General features: G+C 62.9%; 21 protein-coding genes and 1 other RNA gene. 17 read left to right on the top strand and 5 right to left on the bottom strand.

The window, feature by feature from the left end:
- Positions 1-170: 170 nt before the first annotated feature.
- From ACODS0_RS04540 to gyrA, 5 genes are all read right to left on the bottom strand, one after another.
- Positions 171-2,213: a bifunctional 3-phosphoshikimate 1-carboxyvinyltransferase/cytidylate kinase gene (locus tag ACODS0_RS04540; RefSeq protein WP_488833112.1), complete on the bottom strand. Its 2,043-nt coding sequence runs from the start codon at positions 2,211-2,213 to the stop codon at positions 171-173.
- 135 nt (positions 2,214-2,348) lie between these two features.
- A complete protein-coding gene (locus ACODS0_RS04535; protein WP_488833110.1) occupies positions 2,349-3,221 on the bottom strand; it encodes a prephenate dehydrogenase in 873 nt (290 codons plus the stop codon).
- Between the two features lie 12 nt (positions 3,222-3,233).
- Entirely contained in the window at positions 3,234-4,331 is a 1,098-nt protein-coding gene (gene pheA / locus ACODS0_RS04530) for a prephenate dehydratase (protein WP_121420410.1), read from the bottom strand.
- 54 nt (positions 4,332-4,385) lie between these two features.
- Positions 4,386-5,495: a 3-phosphoserine/phosphohydroxythreonine transaminase gene (gene serC, locus ACODS0_RS04525; RefSeq protein ID WP_121506109.1), complete on the bottom strand. Its 1,110-nt coding sequence runs from the start codon at positions 5,493-5,495 to the stop codon at positions 4,386-4,388.
- 107 nt (positions 5,496-5,602) lie between these two features.
- Positions 5,603-8,269 carry a DNA gyrase subunit A gene (gyrA, locus tag ACODS0_RS04520; protein WP_488833107.1) on the bottom strand — a complete coding sequence of 889 codons (2,667 nt, stop codon included), beginning with the start codon at positions 8,267-8,269 and terminating at the stop codon, positions 5,603-5,605.
- 224 nt (positions 8,270-8,493) lie between these two features.
- Here gyrA and ompA point away from each other — a divergent pair, with 224 nt between their 5' ends.
- The 17 genes from ompA (at position 8,494) to hutH (ending at position 21,842) form a co-directional block, all read left to right on the top strand.
- Positions 8,494-9,132 carry an outer membrane protein OmpA gene (gene ompA, locus ACODS0_RS04515; protein ID WP_121506111.1) on the top strand — a complete coding sequence of 213 codons (639 nt, stop codon included), beginning with the start codon at positions 8,494-8,496 and terminating at the stop codon, positions 9,130-9,132.
- 93 nt (positions 9,133-9,225) lie between these two features.
- Positions 9,226-9,936 (top strand): bifunctional 2-polyprenyl-6-hydroxyphenol methylase/3-demethylubiquinol 3-O-methyltransferase UbiG, encoded by a 711-nt coding sequence (gene ubiG, locus ACODS0_RS04510; RefSeq protein ID WP_218300001.1) that lies wholly within the window; start codon positions 9,226-9,228, stop codon positions 9,934-9,936.
- Positions 9,937-9,946: 10 nt separating this feature from the next.
- Positions 9,947-10,612 (top strand): HAD-IA family hydrolase, encoded by a 666-nt coding sequence (locus ACODS0_RS04505; RefSeq protein WP_176886246.1) that lies wholly within the window; start codon positions 9,947-9,949, stop codon positions 10,610-10,612.
- 12 nt (positions 10,613-10,624) lie between these two features.
- Positions 10,625-11,011, top strand: a transfer-messenger RNA (tmRNA) gene (gene ssrA, locus ACODS0_RS04500).
- Positions 11,012-11,878: 867 nt separating this feature from the next.
- The gene (locus ACODS0_RS04495; RefSeq protein ID WP_121420406.1) at positions 11,879-12,139 is read left to right on the top strand and encodes a hypothetical protein; all 261 of its coding nucleotides are present in this window, start codon (positions 11,879-11,881) and stop codon (positions 12,137-12,139) included.
- A gap of 149 nt (positions 12,140-12,288) precedes the next feature.
- On the top strand, positions 12,289-12,600 hold the full coding sequence (locus ACODS0_RS04490) for a hypothetical protein (protein ID WP_055394110.1): 312 nt from the start codon (positions 12,289-12,291) through the stop codon (positions 12,598-12,600).
- Positions 12,601-12,768: 168 nt separating this feature from the next.
- Positions 12,769-12,969 (top strand): hypothetical protein, encoded by a 201-nt coding sequence (locus ACODS0_RS04485; protein ID WP_488833104.1) that lies wholly within the window; start codon positions 12,769-12,771, stop codon positions 12,967-12,969.
- A 40-nt stretch (positions 12,970-13,009) separates the two neighbouring features.
- Positions 13,010-13,285 (top strand): hypothetical protein, encoded by a 276-nt coding sequence (locus tag ACODS0_RS04480; RefSeq protein ID WP_488833102.1) that lies wholly within the window; start codon positions 13,010-13,012, stop codon positions 13,283-13,285.
- Positions 13,286-13,437: 152 nt separating this feature from the next.
- Positions 13,438-13,905: a Spy/CpxP family protein refolding chaperone gene (locus ACODS0_RS04475; protein WP_055394104.1), complete on the top strand. Its 468-nt coding sequence runs from the start codon at positions 13,438-13,440 to the stop codon at positions 13,903-13,905.
- 17 nt (positions 13,906-13,922) lie between these two features.
- On the top strand, positions 13,923-14,249 hold the full coding sequence (locus ACODS0_RS04470) for a hypothetical protein (RefSeq protein ID WP_055394234.1): 327 nt from the start codon (positions 13,923-13,925) through the stop codon (positions 14,247-14,249).
- A 17-nt stretch (positions 14,250-14,266) separates the two neighbouring features.
- On the top strand, positions 14,267-14,995 hold the full coding sequence (locus ACODS0_RS04465) for a response regulator transcription factor (protein WP_121506124.1): 729 nt from the start codon (positions 14,267-14,269) through the stop codon (positions 14,993-14,995).
- Positions 14,992-16,404 carry a HAMP domain-containing sensor histidine kinase gene (locus ACODS0_RS04460; protein ID WP_488833099.1) on the top strand — a complete coding sequence of 471 codons (1,413 nt, stop codon included), beginning with the start codon at positions 14,992-14,994 and terminating at the stop codon, positions 16,402-16,404. Before ACODS0_RS04465 ends, ACODS0_RS04460 begins: the two co-directional genes overlap by 4 nt.
- 395 nt (positions 16,405-16,799) lie before the next feature.
- Positions 16,800-17,765 carry an ABC transporter substrate-binding protein gene (locus tag ACODS0_RS04455; RefSeq protein ID WP_488833097.1) on the top strand — a complete coding sequence of 322 codons (966 nt, stop codon included), beginning with the start codon at positions 16,800-16,802 and terminating at the stop codon, positions 17,763-17,765.
- Between the two features lie 22 nt (positions 17,766-17,787).
- On the top strand, positions 17,788-18,624 hold the full coding sequence (locus ACODS0_RS04450) for an ABC transporter permease (RefSeq protein WP_488833095.1): 837 nt from the start codon (positions 17,788-17,790) through the stop codon (positions 18,622-18,624).
- Complete coding sequence (locus tag ACODS0_RS04445; RefSeq protein WP_488833093.1) at positions 18,621-19,400, top strand: ABC transporter ATP-binding protein; 780 nt, start codon at positions 18,621-18,623, stop codon at positions 19,398-19,400. Before ACODS0_RS04450 ends, ACODS0_RS04445 begins: the two co-directional genes overlap by 4 nt.
- Before the next feature lie 22 nt (positions 19,401-19,422).
- Positions 19,423-20,235, top strand: a complete 813-nt coding sequence (gene hutC, locus ACODS0_RS04440; RefSeq protein WP_228898276.1) for a histidine utilization transcriptional repressor HutC — start codon at positions 19,423-19,425, stop codon at positions 20,233-20,235.
- Between the two features lie 65 nt (positions 20,236-20,300).
- Positions 20,301-21,842: a histidine ammonia-lyase gene (gene hutH / locus ACODS0_RS04435; protein ID WP_436129085.1), complete on the top strand. Its 1,542-nt coding sequence runs from the start codon at positions 20,301-20,303 to the stop codon at positions 21,840-21,842.
- The last annotated feature ends 8 nt before the right edge of the window (positions 21,843-21,850 follow it).

Below are 21,850 nucleotides of genomic sequence, written 5' to 3'. Positions count from 1 at the left end.
ATTGCTACTGTTTTTATAGCTGCTTGCGGTGGTTTTTTGCGGTAGAACCGCGGGTTAGGTTATCGATCCACACAACCTGTGCGCTGGCGCGCGAGAGGAGTTGCGTGGGCCTGTGGCAAGGCCTTTCAGCATTGCCTGTGGAGCCCGTTCTAAAAAAGGCGCCACACGTTTCAACCCTGCGCAGACCCTGCGAAAGGTTGACGCTCTTGCCACCAGGCCAGCACCTTTTCAACGGCTTGTTCAATCGTCAAATCGGAGTTGTCCAGGACCAGAGCGTCCTGCGCGGGCTTGAGAGGTGCAACGCTGCGGGTGCTGTCCCGGGCGTCGCGCGCTTCCAGATCTGCGCGGAGGTCTGCGATACTAGCCGAAAAACCCTTTGAAATCAACTGTTTATAACGGCGCTCGGCGCGGCAGGCAGCGCTGGCCGTCAAATAGACCTTCAAAGGGGCCTCGGGGAAGATCACCGTGCCCATGTCCCGGCCGTCGGCCACCAGCCCCGGCAGACGCTGGAAGCTGTGTTGCAGATCCACGAGCGACCCCCGCACGGCAGGCAGGGCAGAGACGCGGGATGCGTTCATGCCGGCCTCTTCGGTGCGGATGGCTTCCGTTACATCGTCGCTGCCCAGCCACACCCGGCCCCCTTCGAAACGCACGGGCAGCGTCTGCGCCAAGGCGGCAATGCGGGCCTCGTGCTCGGGGCTGATGGCCAGGCCAGCGCGCAGGGCGGCGAGGGCCGTGATGCGGTACATCGCACCAGAGTCCAGGAACCGGTAGCCCAGGCGCTGCGCGATCGCCGCCGCCACGGTGCCCTTGCCCGAGGCGGTGGGGCCGTCGATGCAGATCACCGGGATGTGGCCAGTGGCAGTGCTTGCCACCGAGAACAGGGCTTCAAAGTAATCCGGGAAGGTCTTCGCCACGCATTTTGGGTCTTCAATGCGCACGGGCAGGCCCGCCGGGTTGAACGCCGCCAGCGAGAAACACATGGCCACGCGGTGGTCGTCGTAGGTGTGAATGCTGGCCGCTTTCCAGTCTTGGACTTGGGCAGGTGGCGTGACGCGGATGAAGTCCGCCCCTTCTTCCACCGTGGCTCCAAGCTTGCGCAGTTCGTTGGCCATGGCGGCGATGCGGTCGGTTTCCTTCACGCGCCAGCTGGCGATGTTGCGCAGCGTGGTGGTGCCCTCGGCATACAGCGCCATCACGGCCAGCGTCATGGCGGCATCGGGGATGTGGTTGCAGTCCAGGTCAATGGCCTTGAGCGGCCAGCCCTGGCCCGGTTCACCCCGCTGGATGTGCAGCCAGTTAGGGCCACCGGTGACCACGGCACCCATGGCGCGGGCGGCATCGACAAAGCGGATGTCGCCCTGGATCGAATCGAGGCCCACGCCTTGAATTCTGATGCCATTTTGGCCGCTGGCGCTTGATGTGATTGCGCCAAGCGCTATGAAATAGCTAGCAGATGATGCGTCGGCCTCGACGTGGATGGTGCCGGGCGACTGGTAGCGGCTGCCCGCCGCAATCGTGAACCGCTGCCAGTTCTGGTGCTCGACCACGATGCCGAAGCGCGCCAGAAGCTGGAGGGTGATGGCGATGTAGGGCTTGGAGATCAATTCCCCCACCACATCGATCACGATGTTCTGGGTGCCAGCCGCCAGTGGCAATGCCATGAGCAGAGCGGTCAGGAACTGGCTGGACACATCGCCGCGCACGCGGATTGGCTCTGCCAGTGCCAGCGCAGGGACGCCATTGGCGTGGGCGATGCGCAGCGGCGGGTAGCCGTCGTTCCCCAGGTAGTCGATCTGGCAGCCCAGCTGGCGCAGTGCATCCACCAGGTCGCCAATAGGGCGCTCGTGCATGCGCGGGACGCCCGACAGTTCGAATTCACCGCCCAGCAAGGCCAGTGCGGCCGTCAGCGGGCGCATGGCAGTGCCAGCATTACCCATGAAGAGCTTGGCCGGCGACTGCGGTGCGCGGCCGCCCAGGCCCGTGATGTGCACGGTGCTGCCCGCCTCGTCCACGGTGCAGCCAATCTGGCGCAGCCCATCGAGCATGACGCGGGTGTCGTCGGACGCCAGCAGGTCGTGCACGGTGGTGGTGCCATTGCTCAGCGCCGCCAGCAGCAGCACCCGGTTGGAGATGCTCTTGGAGCCCGGCAGGTGGACTTCACCTGCAGCGGCTTGCAAGGGGGGCAGGTCAATAAATGCGGTGCTGTACATCGGTATCTTTCGTCCATTGGTCCAAGCGCCCGTCATTACTGGCGCAGGCCCATCCCAGTGCACCCGTGGAACTGGCTTTGCCAGGCCACTGGGTGCGTCCCCCTTGGGGGAAGGCGCCGCAGGCGACTCAGGGGGTTACTTTCTCTTCGCACCCATGCGCCAATGCGCCCGGGTCTCGCTGGCCAGCGTCAGCATGTCTTCCAGCGCCTGGGCATCGCCCTTTTGCATGGCCTGCTCGATGGTGTGCAGTGCCTGCTGGAACAGTTTGGACTGGGCTATCAGCTCGTCGCGGTTGGACAGCAGGATGTCGCGCCACACCTTGGGATCACTGGCTGCAATGCGCGTGAAGTCCCGGAACCCCGGGCCCGCCAGCGACAGGAAGTCGTCTCCGGCGTCCTGGCCCGTGATGCTGTTCATCATCGCAAAGGCGAGCACATGGGGCAGGTGACTGACAGCTGCAAACGCCGCATCGTGCGACTCGGGCGACATGCTGGTCACACGGCTGCCCAGTGCCGTCCAGATGTCCTGGGCTTTTTGCAGCTGCGCGGTGAAGGTGCGTTCGGTGGGCGTCAGGATCACCTGGCGCCCGCTGTAGAGATCGGCCTCGGCGTGTTCCACGCCCGACACTTCGCGCCCGGTGATGGGATGTGCGGGCACAAACGAGCCCACCTGATCGCGCAAGGCGCGGCGTGCGGCCTGCACCACATCGGCCTTGGTGGAGCCCACGTCCATGATCAGCATCTGGGGGGTGACCAGGTGCTTGATGGCCTTGAGCGTGGCTTCGGTGGCGGCCACGGGCACGGCCACCAGCACAATGTCAGCGCCAGCAACGGCCAGCAAGGCGGACGGCGCCTCGACATCGATCACACCCAGCTGACGGGCGCGGTCGGTGGTGGAGGGTGATTTGCTGTAACCCACCACGCGTTTGACCAGGCCGGCCTTCTTCATTGCCAGGGCGAATGAGCCTCCCATGAGCCCGCAGCCGATCAGTCCCAGTTGTTCGAACATGGCGACGGCTCCTTATGACGAGACAGGGTAGGTGCCCAGGACCTTGTAGAACGCGCACAGGCTGCGCAGTTCTTCCAGCGCCCTGGCCACATGGGGCTGGGCAGGATGGCCGTCGAGATCGATGTAGAAGTAATACTCCCACTGGCCGGTGCGGGCGGGGCGCGATTCGAAGCGCGTCATGGACACACCGTGCGTCTTGAGTGGCACCAGCAGGTCGTGCACGGCGCCAGGGCGGTTGGGCACCGACACCACAAGGCTGGTGCAGTCCTTGCCCGAGGGCGGTGGCGTCTGCAGCGTGTGCGGCAGGCAGATGATGGCGAAGCGGGTGCGGTTGTAGGCGTCGTCCTGAATGGCGTGGGAGACGATGTGCAAGCCGAACTGAGTGGCTGCGCGTTCGCTGGAGAGTGCCGCCCAGGCAGGGTTGGTGGTGGCCAGGCGTGCGCCTTCGGCATTGCTGGACACCGGGCGGCGCTCGGCATGCGGCAGGTGCTTGGACAGCCATGCCTGGCATTGTGCGAGCGCTTGCGGATGGGCCAGCACCACCTCAATGCCATCCAGTGAGTTGCTGGTGCGCAGCAGGTTGTGGCGCACCAGCAGGCTCACTTCGCCCACCACATGGGTGGGGGTGTGCAGGAAGAGGTCGAGCGAGCGGGTGACCACGCCCTCCGTGGAGTTCTCAACGCCCACCACTCCGTACTGCGCGCTGCCAGCGGCTGTGGCGTGGAACACTTCGTCGAAGTTGGCGCAGTACATCAGGTCGGCTGCGCCGCCAAAGAACTCGATCGCTGCCTGCTCGCAGAACGTGCCCTCGGGGCCCAGCACGGCCACACGCTGGGGCGATTCAAGCGCAAGGCAGGCGGACATGATCTCGCGCCAGATGGCAGCGACGTGCGCACCCTTGAGCGGCCCAGGGTTGGCGTTGGTGATCTTGTCGATGACCTGGGCTACACGGTCGGGTCGGAAAAAGGGCGTGCCTTCGCGCTTCTTGACTTCACCCACCTGTTCGGCCACGAGCGCCCGTTGGTTCAGCAGCGTGAGCAGTTGCTGGTCGATGCTGTCGATCTGCACGCGCAGGCTGGCGAGGTCGGGTGAGGCTTGCGGAGTGTTCATGGATGGGAAAATATCGGTGCGCTGTCGCGAAAACGTGGGTGGGCCGTAGTCCGCTCAGGCGTGTTTTTGTTCAAATTCTCGCATGTAGTCCACCAGCGCCTGCACGCCCGCCAGGGGCATGGCGTTGTAGATGCTGGCGCGCATGCCGCCCACGGACTTGTGGCCCTTGAGCTGCAGCAGGCCGCGCTCCTTGGCGCCGACCAGGAAGGCTTCGTTGCGGCTTTCGTCGCGCAGGAAGAACGGGATGTTCATGCGCGAGCGGCAGTTGGCAGCCACCTTGTTCACATACAACTGCGAACTGTCGATGGCTTTGTAGAGAAGATCCGCCTTGGCCATGTTGCGCTGCTCCATGGCTGCCACACCGCTCAAGGCCCCTTCGGTCTGGCGCTTGAGCCACTGGAAGGTGAGGCCTGCAACGTAGATGCCCCAGGTGGGGGGGGTGTTGAACATGGATTGGTTTTCTGCCACCACGCGGTAGTCAAACGCGCTGGGGCAGGCGGGCAGGGCGTGGCCCAGCAGGTCCTCGCGCACGATCACCAGCGTGAGGCCTGCAGGCCCGAGGTTCTTCTGCGCACCGCCAAAGGCAAGTCCGACACGTGACCAGTCCACCGGCCGCGATGCGACATGGGAAGAGAAGTCAATGATCAGCGGTGCATCGCTGCCCAGCGCCTTCAGGTCGGGCAACTCGTGGAACTCGGTGCCATTGATGGTTTCGTTGCTGCAGATGTGCAAATAGCTCGCGCCCCGGCTCACCGTCCAGGAGGCCGGGTCGGGCACGGTGGTGAAGCCGGTGTCTTCGGAGGAGGCCACGATGTTCACTTCGGATGCGTATTTGCGCGCTTCCTTCTGCGACTTTTGGCTCCAGCTGCCAGTCACCACAAAATCAACCACACCGGCCCGTGAGAGATTGAGCGGGACGATCGCGTTCTCGGCCAGGCCACCGCCCTGCATGAACAGGATCTTGAAGTTGGCGGGCACGGCCAGAAGCTCGCGCAGATCGGCTTCCGCCTGTTCGTAGATGGACAGGAACTCTTTGCCCCGATGGCTCATTTCCATCACGCCCATGCCGCTGCCATGCCAGTCCAGCATCTCGGCGGCGGCCTGCTCCAGGACTTCGGTGGGTATGGCGGCCGGGCCGGCCGAGAAGTTGTATGGGCGTTTCATTTTTTTGGTCAAAATGGCTGCTGGCGCTTATCAGATAAGCGCTAGCAGCTTCAGTTTTAATAGCGCAATGGGTGCTGCGCCGTCGGGGCAGCACCCGCTGGTCTGACTCAAGCGTCTGGTGGTTCCGGGGTTTCGGCGGCTGGCGGGTTTCCGTCGTTGGCGTTGCCTTCGGTTTCGCCCTCAGCCACATTGGCATCGTTTTCAACAATACGTTGCAGCCCGCTGAGCTTGGAGCCTTCGTCCAATGCGATCAGTGTGACACCCTGCGTGGCGCGGCCCAGTTCGCGGATCTCGGAGACGCGGGTGCGCACCAGCACGCCCTTGTCGGTGATCAGCATGATCTCGTCGTCAGCATGCACCAGCGTGGCGGCCACCACCTTGCCATTGCGCTCGCTTTGCTGGATGGCGATCATGCCCTTGGTGCCCCGGCCGTGGCGGGTGTATTCAGTGATGCTGGTGCGCTTGCCATAGCCGTTTTCGGTGGCGGTCAACACACTCTGCGTTTCGTCTTCGGCGACCAGCATGGCGATCACGCTCTGGCCGTCTTCCAGCATCATGCCGCGTACGCCACGTGCCGCACGGCCCAGTGGGCGCACGTCGTTTTCGTCGAAACGCACGGCCTTGCCGCCATCACTGAACAGCATCACGTCGTGTTTGCCATCGGTGAGGGCGGCGCCGATCAGGTAGTCGCCGTCATCCAGGTTGACGGCGATGATGCCGCCCTTGCGCGGGTTGCTGAATTCATCCAGCGCCGTTTTCTTCACGGTACCCATGCTGGTGCCCATGAACACATAGCGGTCGGCCGGGAAAGTGCGCATGTCGCCGGTCAGTGGCAGCACGACGTTGATTTTTTCGCCGTCTTGCAGCGGGAACATGTTCACGATGGGGCGGCCACGCGATCCGCGCGAGCCGGCGGGCACTTCCCAGACCTTGAGCCAGTACAGGCGGCCTCGGTTGGAGAAGCACAGGATGTAGTCGTGCGTGTTGGCGATGAAGAGCTGGTCGATCCAGTCGTCTTCCTTGGTCGCTGTGGCCTGCTTGCCGCGTCCGCCGCGCTTCTGGGCACGGTATTCGGACAGGGGCTGGCTCTTGATGTAGCCAGTGTGGCTGAGCGTCACCACCATGTCGGTGGGGGTGATCAGGTCCTCGGTGGAGAGGTCCTGCGCGCTGTACTCGACGATGCTGCGGCGAGCACCCAGCTTGTGCTGGCCGAACTCGGTCTTGATGGAGGTGAGTTCGTCGCCAATGATGGTGGAGACGCGCTCGGGCTTGGCCAGGATGTCCAGCAGGTCTTCGATGACCGCCATGACCTCCTTGTACTCGGCCACGATCTTGTCTTGCTCCAGGCCGGTCAAGCGCTGCAGGCGCATCTGCAGGATTTCCTGGGCCTGCGTTTCCGACAGGCGGTACCGGCCGTCCTGGCCCATGCCGAATTCTTTTTCGAGGCCGTCGGGGCGATAGTCGTCAGCATTGATCACGCCACCGTCGGCACGCGTGCGGGTGAGCATCTCGCGCACCAGCTTGCTGTCCCAGGGGCGGGTCATCAGCTCGGCCTTGGCCACCGGCGGGGTGGGTGCGTTGCGGATGATGGCGATGAAGTCGTCGATGTTGGCCAACGCCACGGCCAGGCCTTCGAGCACGTGGCCACGGTCGCGCGCCTTGCGCAGCTCGAACACTGTGCGGCGGGTGACCACTTCACGGCGGTGCTGCAAAAAGACGCTGATCAGGTCGCGCAGGTTGCACAGGCGGGGCTGGCCGTCGATCAACGCCACCATGTTCATGCCGAACGTGTCCTGCAGCTGCGTCTGCTTGTACAGGTTGTTGAGCACTACCTCGGGCACTTCGCCGCGCTTGAGTTCAATCACCAAGCGCATGCCCGACTTGTCAGACTCGTCCTGGATGTGGCTGATGCCTTCGATCTTCTTCTCGTGCACCAGCTCGGCCATGCGCTCCTGCAGCGTCTTTTTGTTGACCTGGTAGGGCAGCTCATCGACGATGATGGCCTGGCGCTGGCCCCGGTCGATGTCCTCAAAATGGCACTTGGCGCGCATGATCACACGCCCGCGCCCCGTGCGGTAACCGTCTTTGACGCCGTTGATGCCATAGATGATGCCGGCCGTGGGGAAGTCGGGCGCGGGAATGATCTCCATCAGCTCATCAACTGTGGCATCGGGGTTGCGCAGCATGTGCAGGCAGCCATCGACCACTTCATTGAGGTTGTGGGGCGGGATATTGGTGGCCATGCCCACGGCAATACCGGCCGAACCGTTGACCAGCAGATTCGGGAGCTTGCTGGGCAATACCAGCGGTTCCTTTTCGCTGCCGTCGTAGTTGGGGCCGAAATCGACGGTTTCCTTATCGATATCGCCCAGCATTTCATGCGCGATTTTGGCCAGGCGGATTTCGGTATACCGCATCGCTGCGGCGTTATCGCCATCCACCGATCCGAAATTTCCTTGGCCGTCCACCAGCATATGGCGCAGCGAAAAATCCTGTGCCATCCGCACGATGGTGTCGTATACAGCGGAATCACCGTGTGGGTGGTATTTACCAATCACGTCGCCTACGATACGGGCCGACTTTTTATAGGGCCGGTTCCAATCGTTGTTGAGCTCGTGCATCGCAAAAAGCACGCGGCGGTGCACTGGCTTCAAGCCGTCGCGCGCGTCGGGCAGGGCCCGGCCCACGATCACGCTCATCGCGTAATCAAGGTAACTGCGCCGCATCTCTTCTTCGAGGCTGATCGGCAGGGTTTCTTTGGCAAACTGGGTCATTGGGGACTGCGGTGGCGGCGAAGGAGAACCATTTTAGAGGTAAGACCGTGTAGCGACCACGCAACATATCGAAGCAATTCCGGTTTTGTCCTACGGCCCCCAGGCGGGTGCCCCCGCTTTTGCCCTGTTACGTATGGCACAATCGTTTGAACGCTTTGGGTGATGGTCACTCCAAGCGTCCTGATTCGCAGCGCGGCTGCGGCTTTTTCCCCAAGAGGAGAACCATGAAGAAACTGAACAAAGTGGCGATGTTGTTTGCCTCTGCAGCGCTCGCAACCGCCGCTGGCGCACAAACCGTTGACAACTGGAGAAACGCTTCTGGCATCGTCTGGAAGAACGGCACCAACGAATACTGCTGGCGCAATGCCAACTGGACGCCTGCAACGGCTGCTCCTGGCTGCGATGGCGCTATCGCCGCTCCTGCTCCTGCTGCTGCCGCTCCTGCTGCTGCCCCAGCTCCTGCTGCCGCTGCTCCAGCTCCTGCCGCTCCAGCTCCTGCTGTGGCCACCAAGGTGACCTACGCTGCTGACGCATTCTTCGACTTCGACAAGTCGGTGCTGAAGCCAGAAGGCAAGGCCAAGCTGGATGACCTGGTCTCCAAGGTCAAGGGCATCAACCTGGAAGTGATCATTGCCGTGGGTCATACCGACTCCGTGGGCTCCGATGCTTACAACCAGAAGCTGTCGGTGCGTCGTTCCGAAGCCGTGAAGGCTTACTTGGTGTCCAAGGGCATCGAAAAGAACCGCGTCTACACCGAAGGCAAGGGCGAAAAGCAACCCGTGGCTGACAACAAGACTGCCGAAGGCCGTGCGAAGAACCGTCGCGTGGAAATCGAAGTGGTCGGTACCCGCGCTTCCAAGTAATCCTCGGATTGCTTCCCAAAAAAGCCCCGTTATCGGGGCTTTTTTGCGTCTGAGGTTTTTTGTCCATTGCCTTTCGTCGTGGAGAATCAGTGCATGAGTGAAATTGTCAATGCAGATCCGGCCGAACTGGCCAAGTTTTCGGAATTGGCCCATCGCTGGTGGGATCCCGAAAGTGAATTTCGCCCCTTGCACCAGATTAATCCTTTGCGGCTCGACTGGATCAATGCGCAGTGCAGCCTGTCAGGCAAGCGTGTACTGGATGTTGGCTGTGGCGGCGGTATTTTGGCCGATTCCATGGCCCGCAAAGGCGCGGACGTGTTGGGTATTGACCTGGCTTCCAAGGCGCTGCGAGTGGCCCAGTTGCACGCGCTGGAGGCCCAGACCACCAATATCCAGTACCGGGAAGTCAGTGTGGAGGCGCTCGCCAAAGAGCAACCCGCCAGCTTTGACGTGGTGACCTGCATGGAAATGCTTGAGCATGTGCCTGATCCTGCATCGGTTGTGCGAGCCTGCTCTAAGCTCGTGAAGCCGGGCGGATGGGTGTTCTTTTCGACCATACACCGAAGTGCCAAGGCTTTCATGCTGGCCATTGTGGGCGCTGAATATGTATTGAACATGCTGCCCCGTGGAACGCATGAATACGCCAAGATGATTCGACCCAGCGAACTGGCCGCCAGCTGCCGCAGTGCGGGCCTTGACGTGCAGACCACCCGAGGCCTGGAGTACAACCCCCTTACGCAACGTTACTGGTTGAGCAGCGACACCAGTGTGAACTACCTGTTTGCCACGCGGCGCGCAGCCTGAGGCCCAGCCAATGTTTCAGAATATCCGCGCGGTGCTGTTTGACCTGGATGGAACACTGATTGACAGTGCCCCTGATTTAGGTGCTGCTGCCGACAAGATGCGCACGGACCGTGGTTTGCCCTCCCTGCCGCTGGAGCGCTATCGTCCGATGGCCGGTGCTGGCGCCCGTGGCATGTTGGGCGAGGCATTTGGCATGGCGCCCGACCATCCCGACTTTCTGACCATGCGCGAGGAGTTCTTCGTGAACTATGAGTCGTGCATGACAGAACGCACCAGCATTTTTGAGGGGGTGCCGGAGCTGGTATCCCAGATCCTCCGCCGCAATTTGGCATGGGGCGTGGTGACCAACAAGGCGACCCGCTTTACGGACCCTCTGACCCGCGCCATTCCACTGTTTGCGACCGCAGGAGCGGTGATCAGCGGAGATACCACTCCCCATGCAAAACCCCATCCAGCCCCTTTGCTCGAAGCGGCGTCGCGCTTGAAACTGGAGCCGGGGCAGTGCATCTATGTGGGGGACGATGAGCGCGACATTCTTGCAGGCCTCGCTGCGGGCATGGGAACTGTCGCAGCAACCTACGGATACCTGGGGGCCAAGACCAATCCGGCGGAGTGGGGCGCCCATGCTGCAATTAAATCTCCGGTCGAGCTCTTGCAATTGCTTGTACGCACCTAAAATAGAGGGTCTGGGGCTGTCCTGGTTTCGACGTGGGTTCGGAATCGGTGTGGTGCATGTCGAGCTTGAGTCACGCTCGTAAATCTCGATTTAAAAAACTAACTGCAAACGACGAACGTTTCGCACTCGCTGCTTAATTGCCAGTGAGCCTTGCAACAGTTGGCCGATGGGCTGGGCAAGGGGGTTCTGAGCAATCAGTGCCTCCCGGCTGCAAGGATAATTACATGGGCTGGCTCTGATCCGGGTACCTTGGGTTGGAGCGAGAAAATAGGGTGCTGGCGGCCTGTGTAGCGTGCGACTGCGCGACACAGGCGGCGAGACTCAAATCAGATCGCTAAACATGTAGATCTGCCCGATGAAGGCTTGCGGACGCGGGTTCAATTCCCGCCAGCTCCACCACCATAACGTCCAAGGGCGTTCGCTGATTTCCAGCGAACGCCCTTTTTCATTGGTAAAACAGGTACTTACGGTGCATGGACATGCGCCGTAGTTCGCTGGTAGCCACAGCTAAACCGGGGAACGGATGGGGGAACAAACCTGAAAAATCACCGACTGCGCCTAGTTGTTCCCGCGTTTCCTTCGGGGGCTATTGCATCCATGCATTCCAAGACTCTTTCCAGAAACTGCTGCACCGAAAGATCCTTGTTTGCCTCCCAGGGGTTGGTGTGCTGACCGTCGATGCCCTGGGAAATATTGGCAATTGAGTGCGATAGATTGGTCGGCAGGGGCTGTTTGCCTGCGGCGAGAGCCGCGAGGTTCGAAAAAAATAGCCCGCACGAGGCGGGCTAAATCATTGCATCACTCGCACAGGGGAGGGGCGAACCGCCAGATTTGACGGTAGGTGCATCCTAAGTCCGGTTCCGATTGGTGTGCGATGGGCGGGTCAGTAAATCGTGAAATATGTCCGGTTTACACGGGCCTCCGACGTGTCAGCAGGGTTTGAAGGTTTTAGCGCGGCGAACAAAACTCCCCTGGCGGCCGCCCGTCTTGTTGTACGGCTTGTACTGCCTGCGAAGGAACGCTTAGCCCGGGCCGCTGCGCTAGGTTTTGTTCGCCGCTCTTGGCTGCAGTGCCGCTTGTTCCATACATCGCAATCGCAGCGTTGTGAAGATGGGTTTGGGTCTACGGACCGTATCTCCAAGCGGCGCAGGTTGTCACTGGGCGACGCAGCCTGATTAGATCGCGAGGTTGTAGCTTCGTGTATCAATTCTTGAGCCTGAGGGGCTCACGCCGCACAATGCACGCTCGTTCACGCCGGAGGCCACCATGCCAATGGAGTACTTGAGAGCGCTGGAGCGCGACGCGCTTCCCCTGATTGAATCGGATGTCGTCAACATCGACAAGCTGCGCATCCTGCGCGCGGCTGGAATGGTGGAGGTGCAGCTTCCGCCCGTCGATTCACCCCATCAGAAAGCCCAGGTGCTGTATGTCACCGGCCTCGGTTGTGCGACCCTGCGAGCCTGTGGAGCCCGCGTCAAGATACACCACCGGGAATCGCATTGCGATCTGGAGTCTTCCTACGACTGAGGTCCCTGGTGGGGGGATTCCTGGAAAAACTCCAGGCACCGGGAGAAATCGTCCTACAGAGTGTTGCGCTGCACCAGAAGGGCCATAGTCGCAGGCCAAAAATACGATGAAGCATCTGTATTGCTGGCACGGCCAGACGAAAGGTGCATATGAGCAGTTGGTACAAATTGGCGCTTGGCAACGACGATGAGGCCTTTGAGCCTGCCTTGCGAATCCAGCAGATGTTCATGTCGAAGTTCTTGATGTGTCCTCCTGGTTCTGGCAGGGCACTTTTTTCTTGCTACGACAAGGCGAACGACAACCTCTGGCTGTACTTTTCCCCGGCCGCGCAGGACATCGCATTGCGTGTGTATGCACAGCCGTGTGATTCCCCGACAGCACTGGACTGCATTGGTTTGCTGGCCGGTGAAGGCGATGCGCTCGGAATGGGGGAGTCTCCTTTGCTGAAAAAGGCGGCGTAGTCCTCTTCCGGGCAAGGGCACTTGCAAACCCGGCCCCTTGGTCTTACGCACTTGGCGTGTATGCGCTGTCCCACATCCGTGTTCTCTGGGCTCTGACATGCGCTCGTGCATGGGCATGTACCAATCTTTTTACCGGCCTTCATCGGAGCGGCCTGAGGAGTAAAAATGTTGTACTACGATCCCACGCTTTCTCACCACCTGGAAGCTTGCCCACAAGCTCCCTTTCTGCAAATGGGCCAGCCCGCAGACAGGCTCTTGCAACGCCAGCAAACCGACAACCTGCCTCTGGGCCGCAGCGATAGTCACGGCCTGGAGCGGGAGTTGCAGTTTGCCGATCTGGACTGTCAAGAGCCGCAGGCGATGGGCTGATGACTTTTCGCCTGCAAATGGGTGGTTGCGGAGCAAAGCGATGTCGGTGCTGACACTGCACATCCGCCCGGAAGGTGCCCAGCAGTATCTGGCAAGGGTGTTCGACGGAAAAATTCTGGTCGGTGTTCCGACCTTGCACCCCGGCATCAAGGAGGCGATAGAGGTGTATGGCTTGGGCCAAGGCTTCGCGGGGGTGATTGCCTTCCATATCTGGTATGGCGGCTGGAGCGTCGGCACCATACCACTCGACCGGATGCGGACTGAGGCTGCCGAGTTGGCAAATCGCCTTGTTGTGCTTTCCGCCGTGGTCCGTTAAGGGCACTCGCAGCTATGTTGCAGGCTGGTGGGTGGCATAGCACGGGGGGTGAAACAAAATGAAATAAACCGAAACTGCGTCGAGACCCCATCGGCGGGGTCTGTCGGCACCATCAGGGTCATGTTCAACACCGTCCATGAAAGGACTGCACCATGAAACCCTGGATCAAGAAAACCCTGATGGGCATCTTCGGCGCCTCCATTGCCGTGGGCGGCTTGACGGCCTGCTCCAGCAGCCACCATCACCGCGGCCCGATGAGCCCCGAGAAGATGACCGAGGTGCGTGGCAAAGTGGTGGAGCGCGTCAGCAGCAAGCTGGACCTGAACGAGGCGCAAAAGCTCAAGCTCAATGTGCTGGCCGACAAGATGGAAGCCCAGCGGGCAGCTTTCATCGGCAAGACTGCGGACCCGCGCACCGAAATGCAGGCCATTGTGGCGGGCGCCAAGTTTGACCGCGCGCGTGCGCAGACCTTGCTGGATGAGAAAACCCGCGCGGTCCAGGCCAACAGCCCCGAAGTCATCAGCGCACTGGCCGATTTCTACGACAGCCTGAACCCCGACCAGCAGCAGAAAGTGCGCGAGATGATGCAGAGGCGCAAGGGCTGGATGGCGCGCGGCTGATGGCGGGGGGCGTTCACATGTCTCCTACGCTGGAACCCATCCACCGCCTGGCACAGGGCGTGCGCAAACATGGGCCTGCGCTGCTGGCGGGCATGCCCGACCCCCACGACGAGTTGATGTCGCTGGTCTGGGGGCCGCGTTTTGACCGCGAACATGCGCTGGGCTTGGTCGCTCGCCAGCCTGCGGCCGCAGCGCAGACCCTGCCGGCGCTGCTGGCCGCCGCAGACCACTTTGACACGCTGCATTCCGGCGCCCAGGGCCGCCTGCGCAAACTTATCGTGCGACACCGCGCATTGCGTGTGGTGGACAGCGCTCGGGGGCCCGCCCACGGAGCGGATGCCTGACGGTGTGAGAATTGCGCATGCACCGCATCCTGCTTATTGACGACGACGCGCAGCTGGGCCCGCCACTGGCCACCTACTTCCAACGGTTCGAGCTGGAGTTGATCCATGCCCTCAAACCGAGCGACGGGCTCGCCCAGCTGGCGACAGGCGGATTTGATGCCGCCATCCTGGATGTCATGCTGCCCGAAATGGACGGGTTTGAGCTGTGCCGCACCATTCGCAAGCAGGGCGATCTGCCCATCGTGATGCTGACCGCCCGGGGCGAGGTGATGGACCGGGTGGTGGGGCTGGAGCTGGGAGCCGATGACTACCTGCCCAAGCCTTTTGAGCCGCGTGAATTGGTGGCCCGACTGCAGACCGTGCTGCGCCGCCGCCGGGCCAGCGCGCCCGGGAACGGCTCGGGTGCCACGTTGGAGTTTGAAGGCCTGAGCATTGATGCAGCCCGCCGCAGCGTGTTGCGCCAGGGGGTGGCGTTGGAGCTGACGGGCACCGAATTCGACCTGCTGCACCTGTTGGCCCGGGAGCCTGGCAAGGTGTTCAGCCGCGACGACATCCTCAACCAGCTGCGCGGGCATGAGGCCGAGCTGTACACGCGCGCGGTCGATATTGTGGTCAGCCGCCTTCGTAAGAAGCTGGAGCCGCTGGACTGCATCAAGACGCTGCGCAACGCGGGCTATTCGCTGGCACTGCGCAGGGCGGCCAGTGCTCCGCCTGGCGCCCCTTCTTCGGCATCGACCTGGCCATGAAGCCCTCCGATTCACAGCTCGGGCACGATCCCGCCTGCCCATGGCACCGACGTGCGCGCGATGCCGTCGGGTATTCGCTGCGCATCCGCCTGGTGCTGGTGTTCATGGCACTCGCCGTGACCGTGGCCGTGGTCTTCATGGGTGGCATGCAGAAGGTGGTTGCTCTGGGCTGGAAGGAGGCCGCACGTCCGCTGCTGATGGACTATGTGGACCGCCTCACTGCTGAGATTGGCAGCCCGCCCAGCATCGAGCGGGCACAGGCCATAGCCGACCGGCTTCCGGTGACGCTGCGCATCGACGGGCCGCAGATCCACTGGGATTCGCACCCCGATCGGCCGCGCCCGGACTGGATGAGCGACAAGGTCCAGCGCCAGGACCACTGGAGCCGCGATGACACCGGCTACCGCCTACTGCAGCGCACCACGGCAGATGGCCACCACATCGAATTCGGGCTGAACGCGCTGTCGTGGGACAAGCGCCCGCGCATCGCCTGGGGCACGCTCACGGTGTTGCTGTTGCTCACAGCGCTGGCATTTGTGTATGTGCGCCACCTGTTGCGGCCCCTGGACGACATCCGGCATGGTGCGCGGCGCTTTGGCAATGGCGACTTTGGCGAACCTATTCCGGTGCGCCACGCGCACCGGCCCGATGAGCTGGGACAGCTGGCGGGCACCATCAACACCATGGGCGAAGACATCCACCAGATGCTGGAGGCCAAGCGGGCGCTGCTGCTGGCCATGAGCCACGAGCTGCGCAGCCCGCTCACGAGGGCGCGCCTGAACACCGAGCTGTTGCCCGAATCGCCCGATGTGCTTGCCCAGCGCGCAGCCCTGATGCGCGACTTGGGTGAAATGGCACGGCTCATTACCGACTTGCTCGAAAGCGAGCGCCTGGCCGGGCGTCATGCGGCCCTGCACCGCGAGCCCACTGACCTGGCCGATCTGGCGCGTGAGGTGGTGGCGGAACTGGAAGTGCGCCACCCTGGGGCAACAGCGATCACGCTGCTTGTGCCCGGCACTTTGCCCACCTGCATGCTCGACCGGTCCCGTGTGCGCCTGCTGATGCGCAATCTGCTGGACAACAGCCTGCGCCACAACGACCCCGCAGCCCAGCCGCCGCAGATCGAACTGCGAATGAACGAAGGCGTGGTGGAGATCGAAGTGCGGGACCACGGCCCCGGCGTGCCGCCTGCGCATCTGCCGCATCTGGCCCAGGCGTTCTACCGCCCCGACACGGCGCGCCAGCGCACCACAGGGGGGGTAGGGCTGGGGCTGTACCTGTGCCGCCTGGTCACGCAGGCCCACGGCGGCACCCTGCTGGTGCGCAATGCGGAACCGGGCCTGAGAGTCACGGCGCGCTTGCCGTGTCCTGACGGTGCGGCACAGGCAACTGCTGGCGCGCCAGGCTGAGCGCGGCGCAGTCCACGCCGATATCTGGCGCACACGGTTGGTGCGCTTGTGGCCTGCATCGAGATGGCGCAACGGGTGCTGCTCCAACCCGCCCTGGCAGCCCTGTGCTTTGCGGTAGGTGTCAAAATAATGCCTGAAATGGCTGCTAGCGCTTTATGGGTAAGCGCTAATAGCTATTATTTTAATAGTGAAATTGCCCGGCCCATGGAGACCCAAGCCGCCAAGCCAGATCAGCTGGCCCCGATCTTGCTCAACCTTGGCACTACCTCCGCACATGGTGAGGGCCTAGCGTTTACCCTGTATATACAGGTATGCTCCGGCTGTCATCATGGCAACCGGCACGCAGGCGTCCCGGCTGGGTGGGCCAACGAACTTTCTTCACACAGGAGCAGATGATGACTCGATCGGTTGCGAAATGGACGTCGCTGGCAGCGGCAACGGCATGCGTGATGGCACTGGCCGCACCGGCCCAGGCGCAGGACACCAAGATTGTGCTGGGCATGTCCGGCTGGACGGGCTTTGCGCCGCTCACCCTCGCCGACAAGGCCGGCATCTTCAAGAAGAACGGCCTTGATGTGGAGATCAAGATGATCCCGCAGAAGGACCGCCACCTGGCCCTGGCCTCCAAGTCCATCCAGTGCGCTGCCACTACGGTCGAGACGCATGTGGCCTGGAACGCCAACGGCGTGCCCATCGTGCAGATCTTCCAGATGGACAAGTCCTACGGCGCCGACGGCATTGCGGTGCGTGGCGATATCAAGAGCTTTGCAGATCTCAAAGGCAAGACCATCGGCGTGGATGCGCCCGGCACCGCGCCTTACTTCGGCCTGGCCTGGATGCTGAGCAAGAACGGCATGAGCCTCAAGGACGTGAAGACCACCACGCTGTCGCCCCAGGCGGCCGCGCAGGCCTTCGTGGCGGGCCAGAACGACGCCGCCATGACGTATGAGCCCTACCTGTCCACCGTGCGCGACAACCCCACCTCGGGCAAGATTTTGGCCACCACGCTCGACTACCCCATGGTGATGGACACCGTGGGCTGCGACCCCACCTGGCTCAAGGCCAACGGCAAGGCCGCGCAGGCGCTCGCCAACTCGTACTTCCAGGCGCTCGACATGATCAAGGCCGACCCGACCAAGTCCAACGAGATCATGGGCGCTGCGGTCAAGCAGACGGGCGAGCAGTTCGCCAAGTCGTCGTCCTTCCTGCGCTGGCAGGACAAGGCTGCCAACCAGAAGTTCTTTGCGGGCGAACTGCAGACCTTCATGAAGGACGCCACGGCCATCCTGCTGGAGGCCGGCATCATTCGCAAGGCGAATGAAGACCTGGCGGTCACCTTCGACGCGAGCTTCATCAAGTAAGAAACTGGAAGAAGAACGCGCCATGTCTGCCGTGCAACCCCTGTCCGTTACCGCGCCAAAAGCCCCTGTGCGGCGGCGTTCACTGGCTCCACTGGAGCCTGTGAGTGCCCGCGCCCGTTGGTTGCTGGGCTTTGGTTTTTTTGTGTTGTTTGTGCTGGTGTGGGCGTTTTTCACGCTGGGCGGCTATGTGTCGCCCACGTTTTTGGCCAGCCCCGTCACGATGGCCAAGGAGGGCTGGCTGCTGTTTGCAGAGTACGGCTTTCACAAGGACATCGGCATGACGGTGTGGCGTGTGTTCGGCGGCTTCATCCTGGCCGCCATCATTGCCGTGCCGCTGGGCATTGCCATGGGTGCTTACAAGGGCATCGAGGCGTTCTTTGAGCCCTTCATTTCGTTCTGCCGCTATCTGCCAGCCTCGGCCTTCATCCCGCTGCTGATCCTGTGGGCGGGCATTGGCGAGGCGCAGAAGATCCTCGTCATCTTCATCGGCTCGGTCTTCCAGATCACGCTGATGGTGGCCGTGACCGTAGGCGGCGCGCGGCGCGACCTGGTGGAGGCTGCCTACACCCTGGGTGCGGGCCACAAGGGCATCGTCACGCGGGTGCTCATCCCCGGTGCTGCCCCCGACATTGCGGAAACCCTGCGCCTGGTACTGGGCTGGGCCTGGACGTATGTGATCGTGGCCGAGTTGATCGGATCGTCGAGCGGCATCGGCCACATGATCACCGACAGCCAGTCGCTGCTCAACACCGGCCAGATCATCTTCGGCATCATCGTCATCGGACTTATCGGGCTGGTGTCCGACTTCGCCTTCAAGGCCCTCAACCACCGTCTGTTTGCCTGGAGTTTTGTGCGATGAGCCGCGTTTCCATACAAGCTGTTTCGCGTGTCTTCGAGACCGCCAAGGGCCAGCGCACACAGGCGCTACAGCCGGTCGACTTCGAGGTCAAGGACAACGACTTCGTCACCATCCTCGGCCCCTCGGGCTGTGGCAAGTCCACCTTGTTGCGCATCGTGGCCGGGCTGGACCACGCCACCAGCGGCCGTGTGCTGCTGGATGGCGCGCCGGTCGAAGGCCCCGGCGCCGAGCGCGGCATGGTCTTCCAGAGCTACACGCTGTTCCCCTGGCTCACCATTGAGCAGAACATCCGCTTTGGCCTGCGCGAGCGCGGCATGCCCGAGGCGCAGCAGAAAGAGCGTGCCGACTATTTTTTAGCCAAGGTCGGCCTGCGCGGCTTCGAGCAGCATTTTCCCAAGCAGCTGTCGGGCGGCATGCAGCAGCGCACCGCCATTGCGCGCGCGCTGGCCAACGACCCCAAGATTTTGCTGATGGACGAGCCCTTCGGCGCGCTCGACAACCAGACCCGCGTGCTCATGCAAGAGCTGCTGCTGGGCATCTGGGAGGCCGAGCGCAAGACCGTGCTGTTTGTCACCCACGACATCGACGAAGCCATCTTCATGGCCAACCGCGTGGCCGTGTTCAGCGCCCGGCCCGGTCGCATCAAGACCGAGCTGGCGGTGGACTTGCCGCACCCGCGCCATTACACGATCAAGACCAGCCCCGAGTTCATGGACCTCAAGGCGCGCCTGACGGAGGAGATCCGCGCCGAATCCATGGCAGCGGATCTGCATTGAGCCTGACTGACTGCTTCCTACCATGAGCGCCCGTCCTTCCCGCCGCACCGCCGCCACTGCACCCCGCAGTGCCACGCCCGCCAAGGCCGTGGCCGCCGTGGCTGCGCCCGCGCAGGCCATGGCGCTGTACGAGCAGGTCAAGGACCACATCTCGCGCAAGATCCAGGAAGGCATCTGGCGCGCGGGCGACCGCCTGCCGTCCGAGAACGAGCTGGTCACCCAGTTCGGCATCTCGCGCATGACGGTGAACCGCGCGCTGCGCGAGCTGGTAGAGCAGGGCCGCATCGTGCGCGTGGCGGGCGTGGGCAGCTTTGTGGCCGAAGACAAGCCGCAGTCCACGCTGCTGCAGATCGCCAACCTCGCGAGCGAGATCCGCCAGCGCGGGCACGACTACCGCTGCGACGTGCTGGCGGTAGAGCGCATCTCGGCAACGCTCGAAGTGGCCGCCGCGCTGGACCTGCGCACCGGCGAGTCGGTGTTCCACTCGCTGTGCATCCACCGCGAAGACGGCCTGCCTGTGCAGCTCGAAGACCGTCACGTGAACCCGCGCCAGGTGCCTCAGTTCGCCGCGCAGGACTTCACGCTGCTGCAACCCTCCGAGTACCTAGTGCGCAACGTGCCCTTCGACCAGATCGAGCATGTGGTCGATGCCGTCATGCCCACCGCGGAGCAGGCCACGCTGCTGGAGATGTCGCCGCAGGAGCCCTGCCTGCTGCTCACCCGCCGCACCTGGTCGCGCGGGGTGCCCATCACCGTGGTGCGGTGTTTGCACCCTGCCACCCGCTACCGTTTGGGCAGCCGCTTCCGAGCCGACGGCAACCCCGTTGCCGGTTGATGGCTGTTGGTCAAAAGCCCCAGATTTTTTCGCTTGTACCTACTTGTATATACAGGATCAACGCCATGACAAAAGCCACCACTTCCTCTCTGACCCTGCTCCCCGGCCATGTGTCGTTGGCCGTGCTGCGCAGCATCTATGCCGCGCCCGTGCAATTGTCGCTGGACCCGTCCGCGCGGGCCCTCATGCAGGCGTCGCTGGTCACGGTGCAGCGTATCGTTGATGAAGACCAGGTCGTCTATGGCATCAACACCGGCTTTGGCAAGCTCGCCAGCACCAAGATTGCGCACGAGCGCCTGGCCGAGCTGCAGCGCAACCTGGTGCTGTCGCACAGCGTGGGCACGGGCGATGCGCTTGCGGACGATGTGGTGCGCCTCATCCTTGCGACCAAGGCCATCAGCCTGGCGCGTGGCCATTCGGGCATCCGGCCCGAGATCGTGGATGCGCTGCTGGCCATGGCCAACGCCAATGTGCTTCCTGTTATTCCGGCCAAGGGTTCCGTCGGCGCATCGGGTGACCTGGCGCCGCTCGCCCACCTGGCCTGTGTGCTAATCGGGGAAGGGCAGGCCAAGGTGGATGGCAAGGTGGTGCCCGGTGCCGAGGCCATGCGCTCCATCGGTTTGCAGCCGTTTGTGCTGGGTCCCAAGGAAGGGCTGGCGCTGCTCAACGGCACGCAGGTGTCCACCTCACTCGCGCTGGCCGGGCTGTTTGGCGCGGAGAGCGTGTTCGCTGCAGCGCTGGTCGCGGGCTGCCTGTCACTCGAAGCCATCAAGGGCTCGGTCAAGCCCTTTGATGCGCGCATCCACGAAGCGCGCGGCCAGGCCGGGCAGATTGCCGTGGCGGCCGCTGTGCGCGCCTTGCTCGACGGCAGCGCCATCGACCCATCGCACCCCAACTGCGGCCGCGTGCAAGACCCGTACTCCATTCGCTGCGTGCCGCAGGTGATGGGCGCGTGCCTGGACAACCTGCACCACGCCGCGCGCGTGCTCACCATCGAGGCGAACGCCGCGTCGGACAACCCCCTGGTGTTCGACAACGGCGACGTGATCTCCGGCGGCAACTTCCACGCCGAGCCGGTCGCCTTCGTGGCCGACATCATTGCGCTCGCCGTGGCCGAGATCGGCGCCATCTCCGAGCGCCGCCTGTCGCTGCTGCTGGACCCGGGCCTCTCGGGCCTGCCCGCGTTCCTGATCCGCGACAGCGGCGTGAATTCGGGCTTCATGATCGCCCAGGTCACCGCTGCCGCGCTGGCAGCCGAGAACCAGTGCCTGGCCAACCCCAGCAGCGTGACCAGCCTGCCCACATCGGCCAACCAGGAGGACCATGTCTCCATGGCCACCTACGGCGCACGCCGACTGGGCGACATGGTGCGCAACGCGGCCGTGATGGTGGGCATCGAGGCCATGGCCGCTGCGCAGGGCATGGAGTTCGACCGCAGCTTGAAATCCTCTCCGCTCGTCGAAGCACAGTTCGCCGCCATCCGCGAGCGCGTGGCCTACCTGGAGCAAGACCGCTACCTTGCCACCGACATCGAAGCCATGCGCGCATGGGCCCAGCAGTCCACATGGCCTGCCGCGCTCACGCAATGCCTGCCCAGCTTCGCCTGATTTTTTCC

Source organism: Acidovorax sp. FG60 (assembly GCF_057808995.1).
Note: the sequence above shows the minus strand (reverse complement) of the source record. Positions and strands in the feature narration are given on the sequence as shown.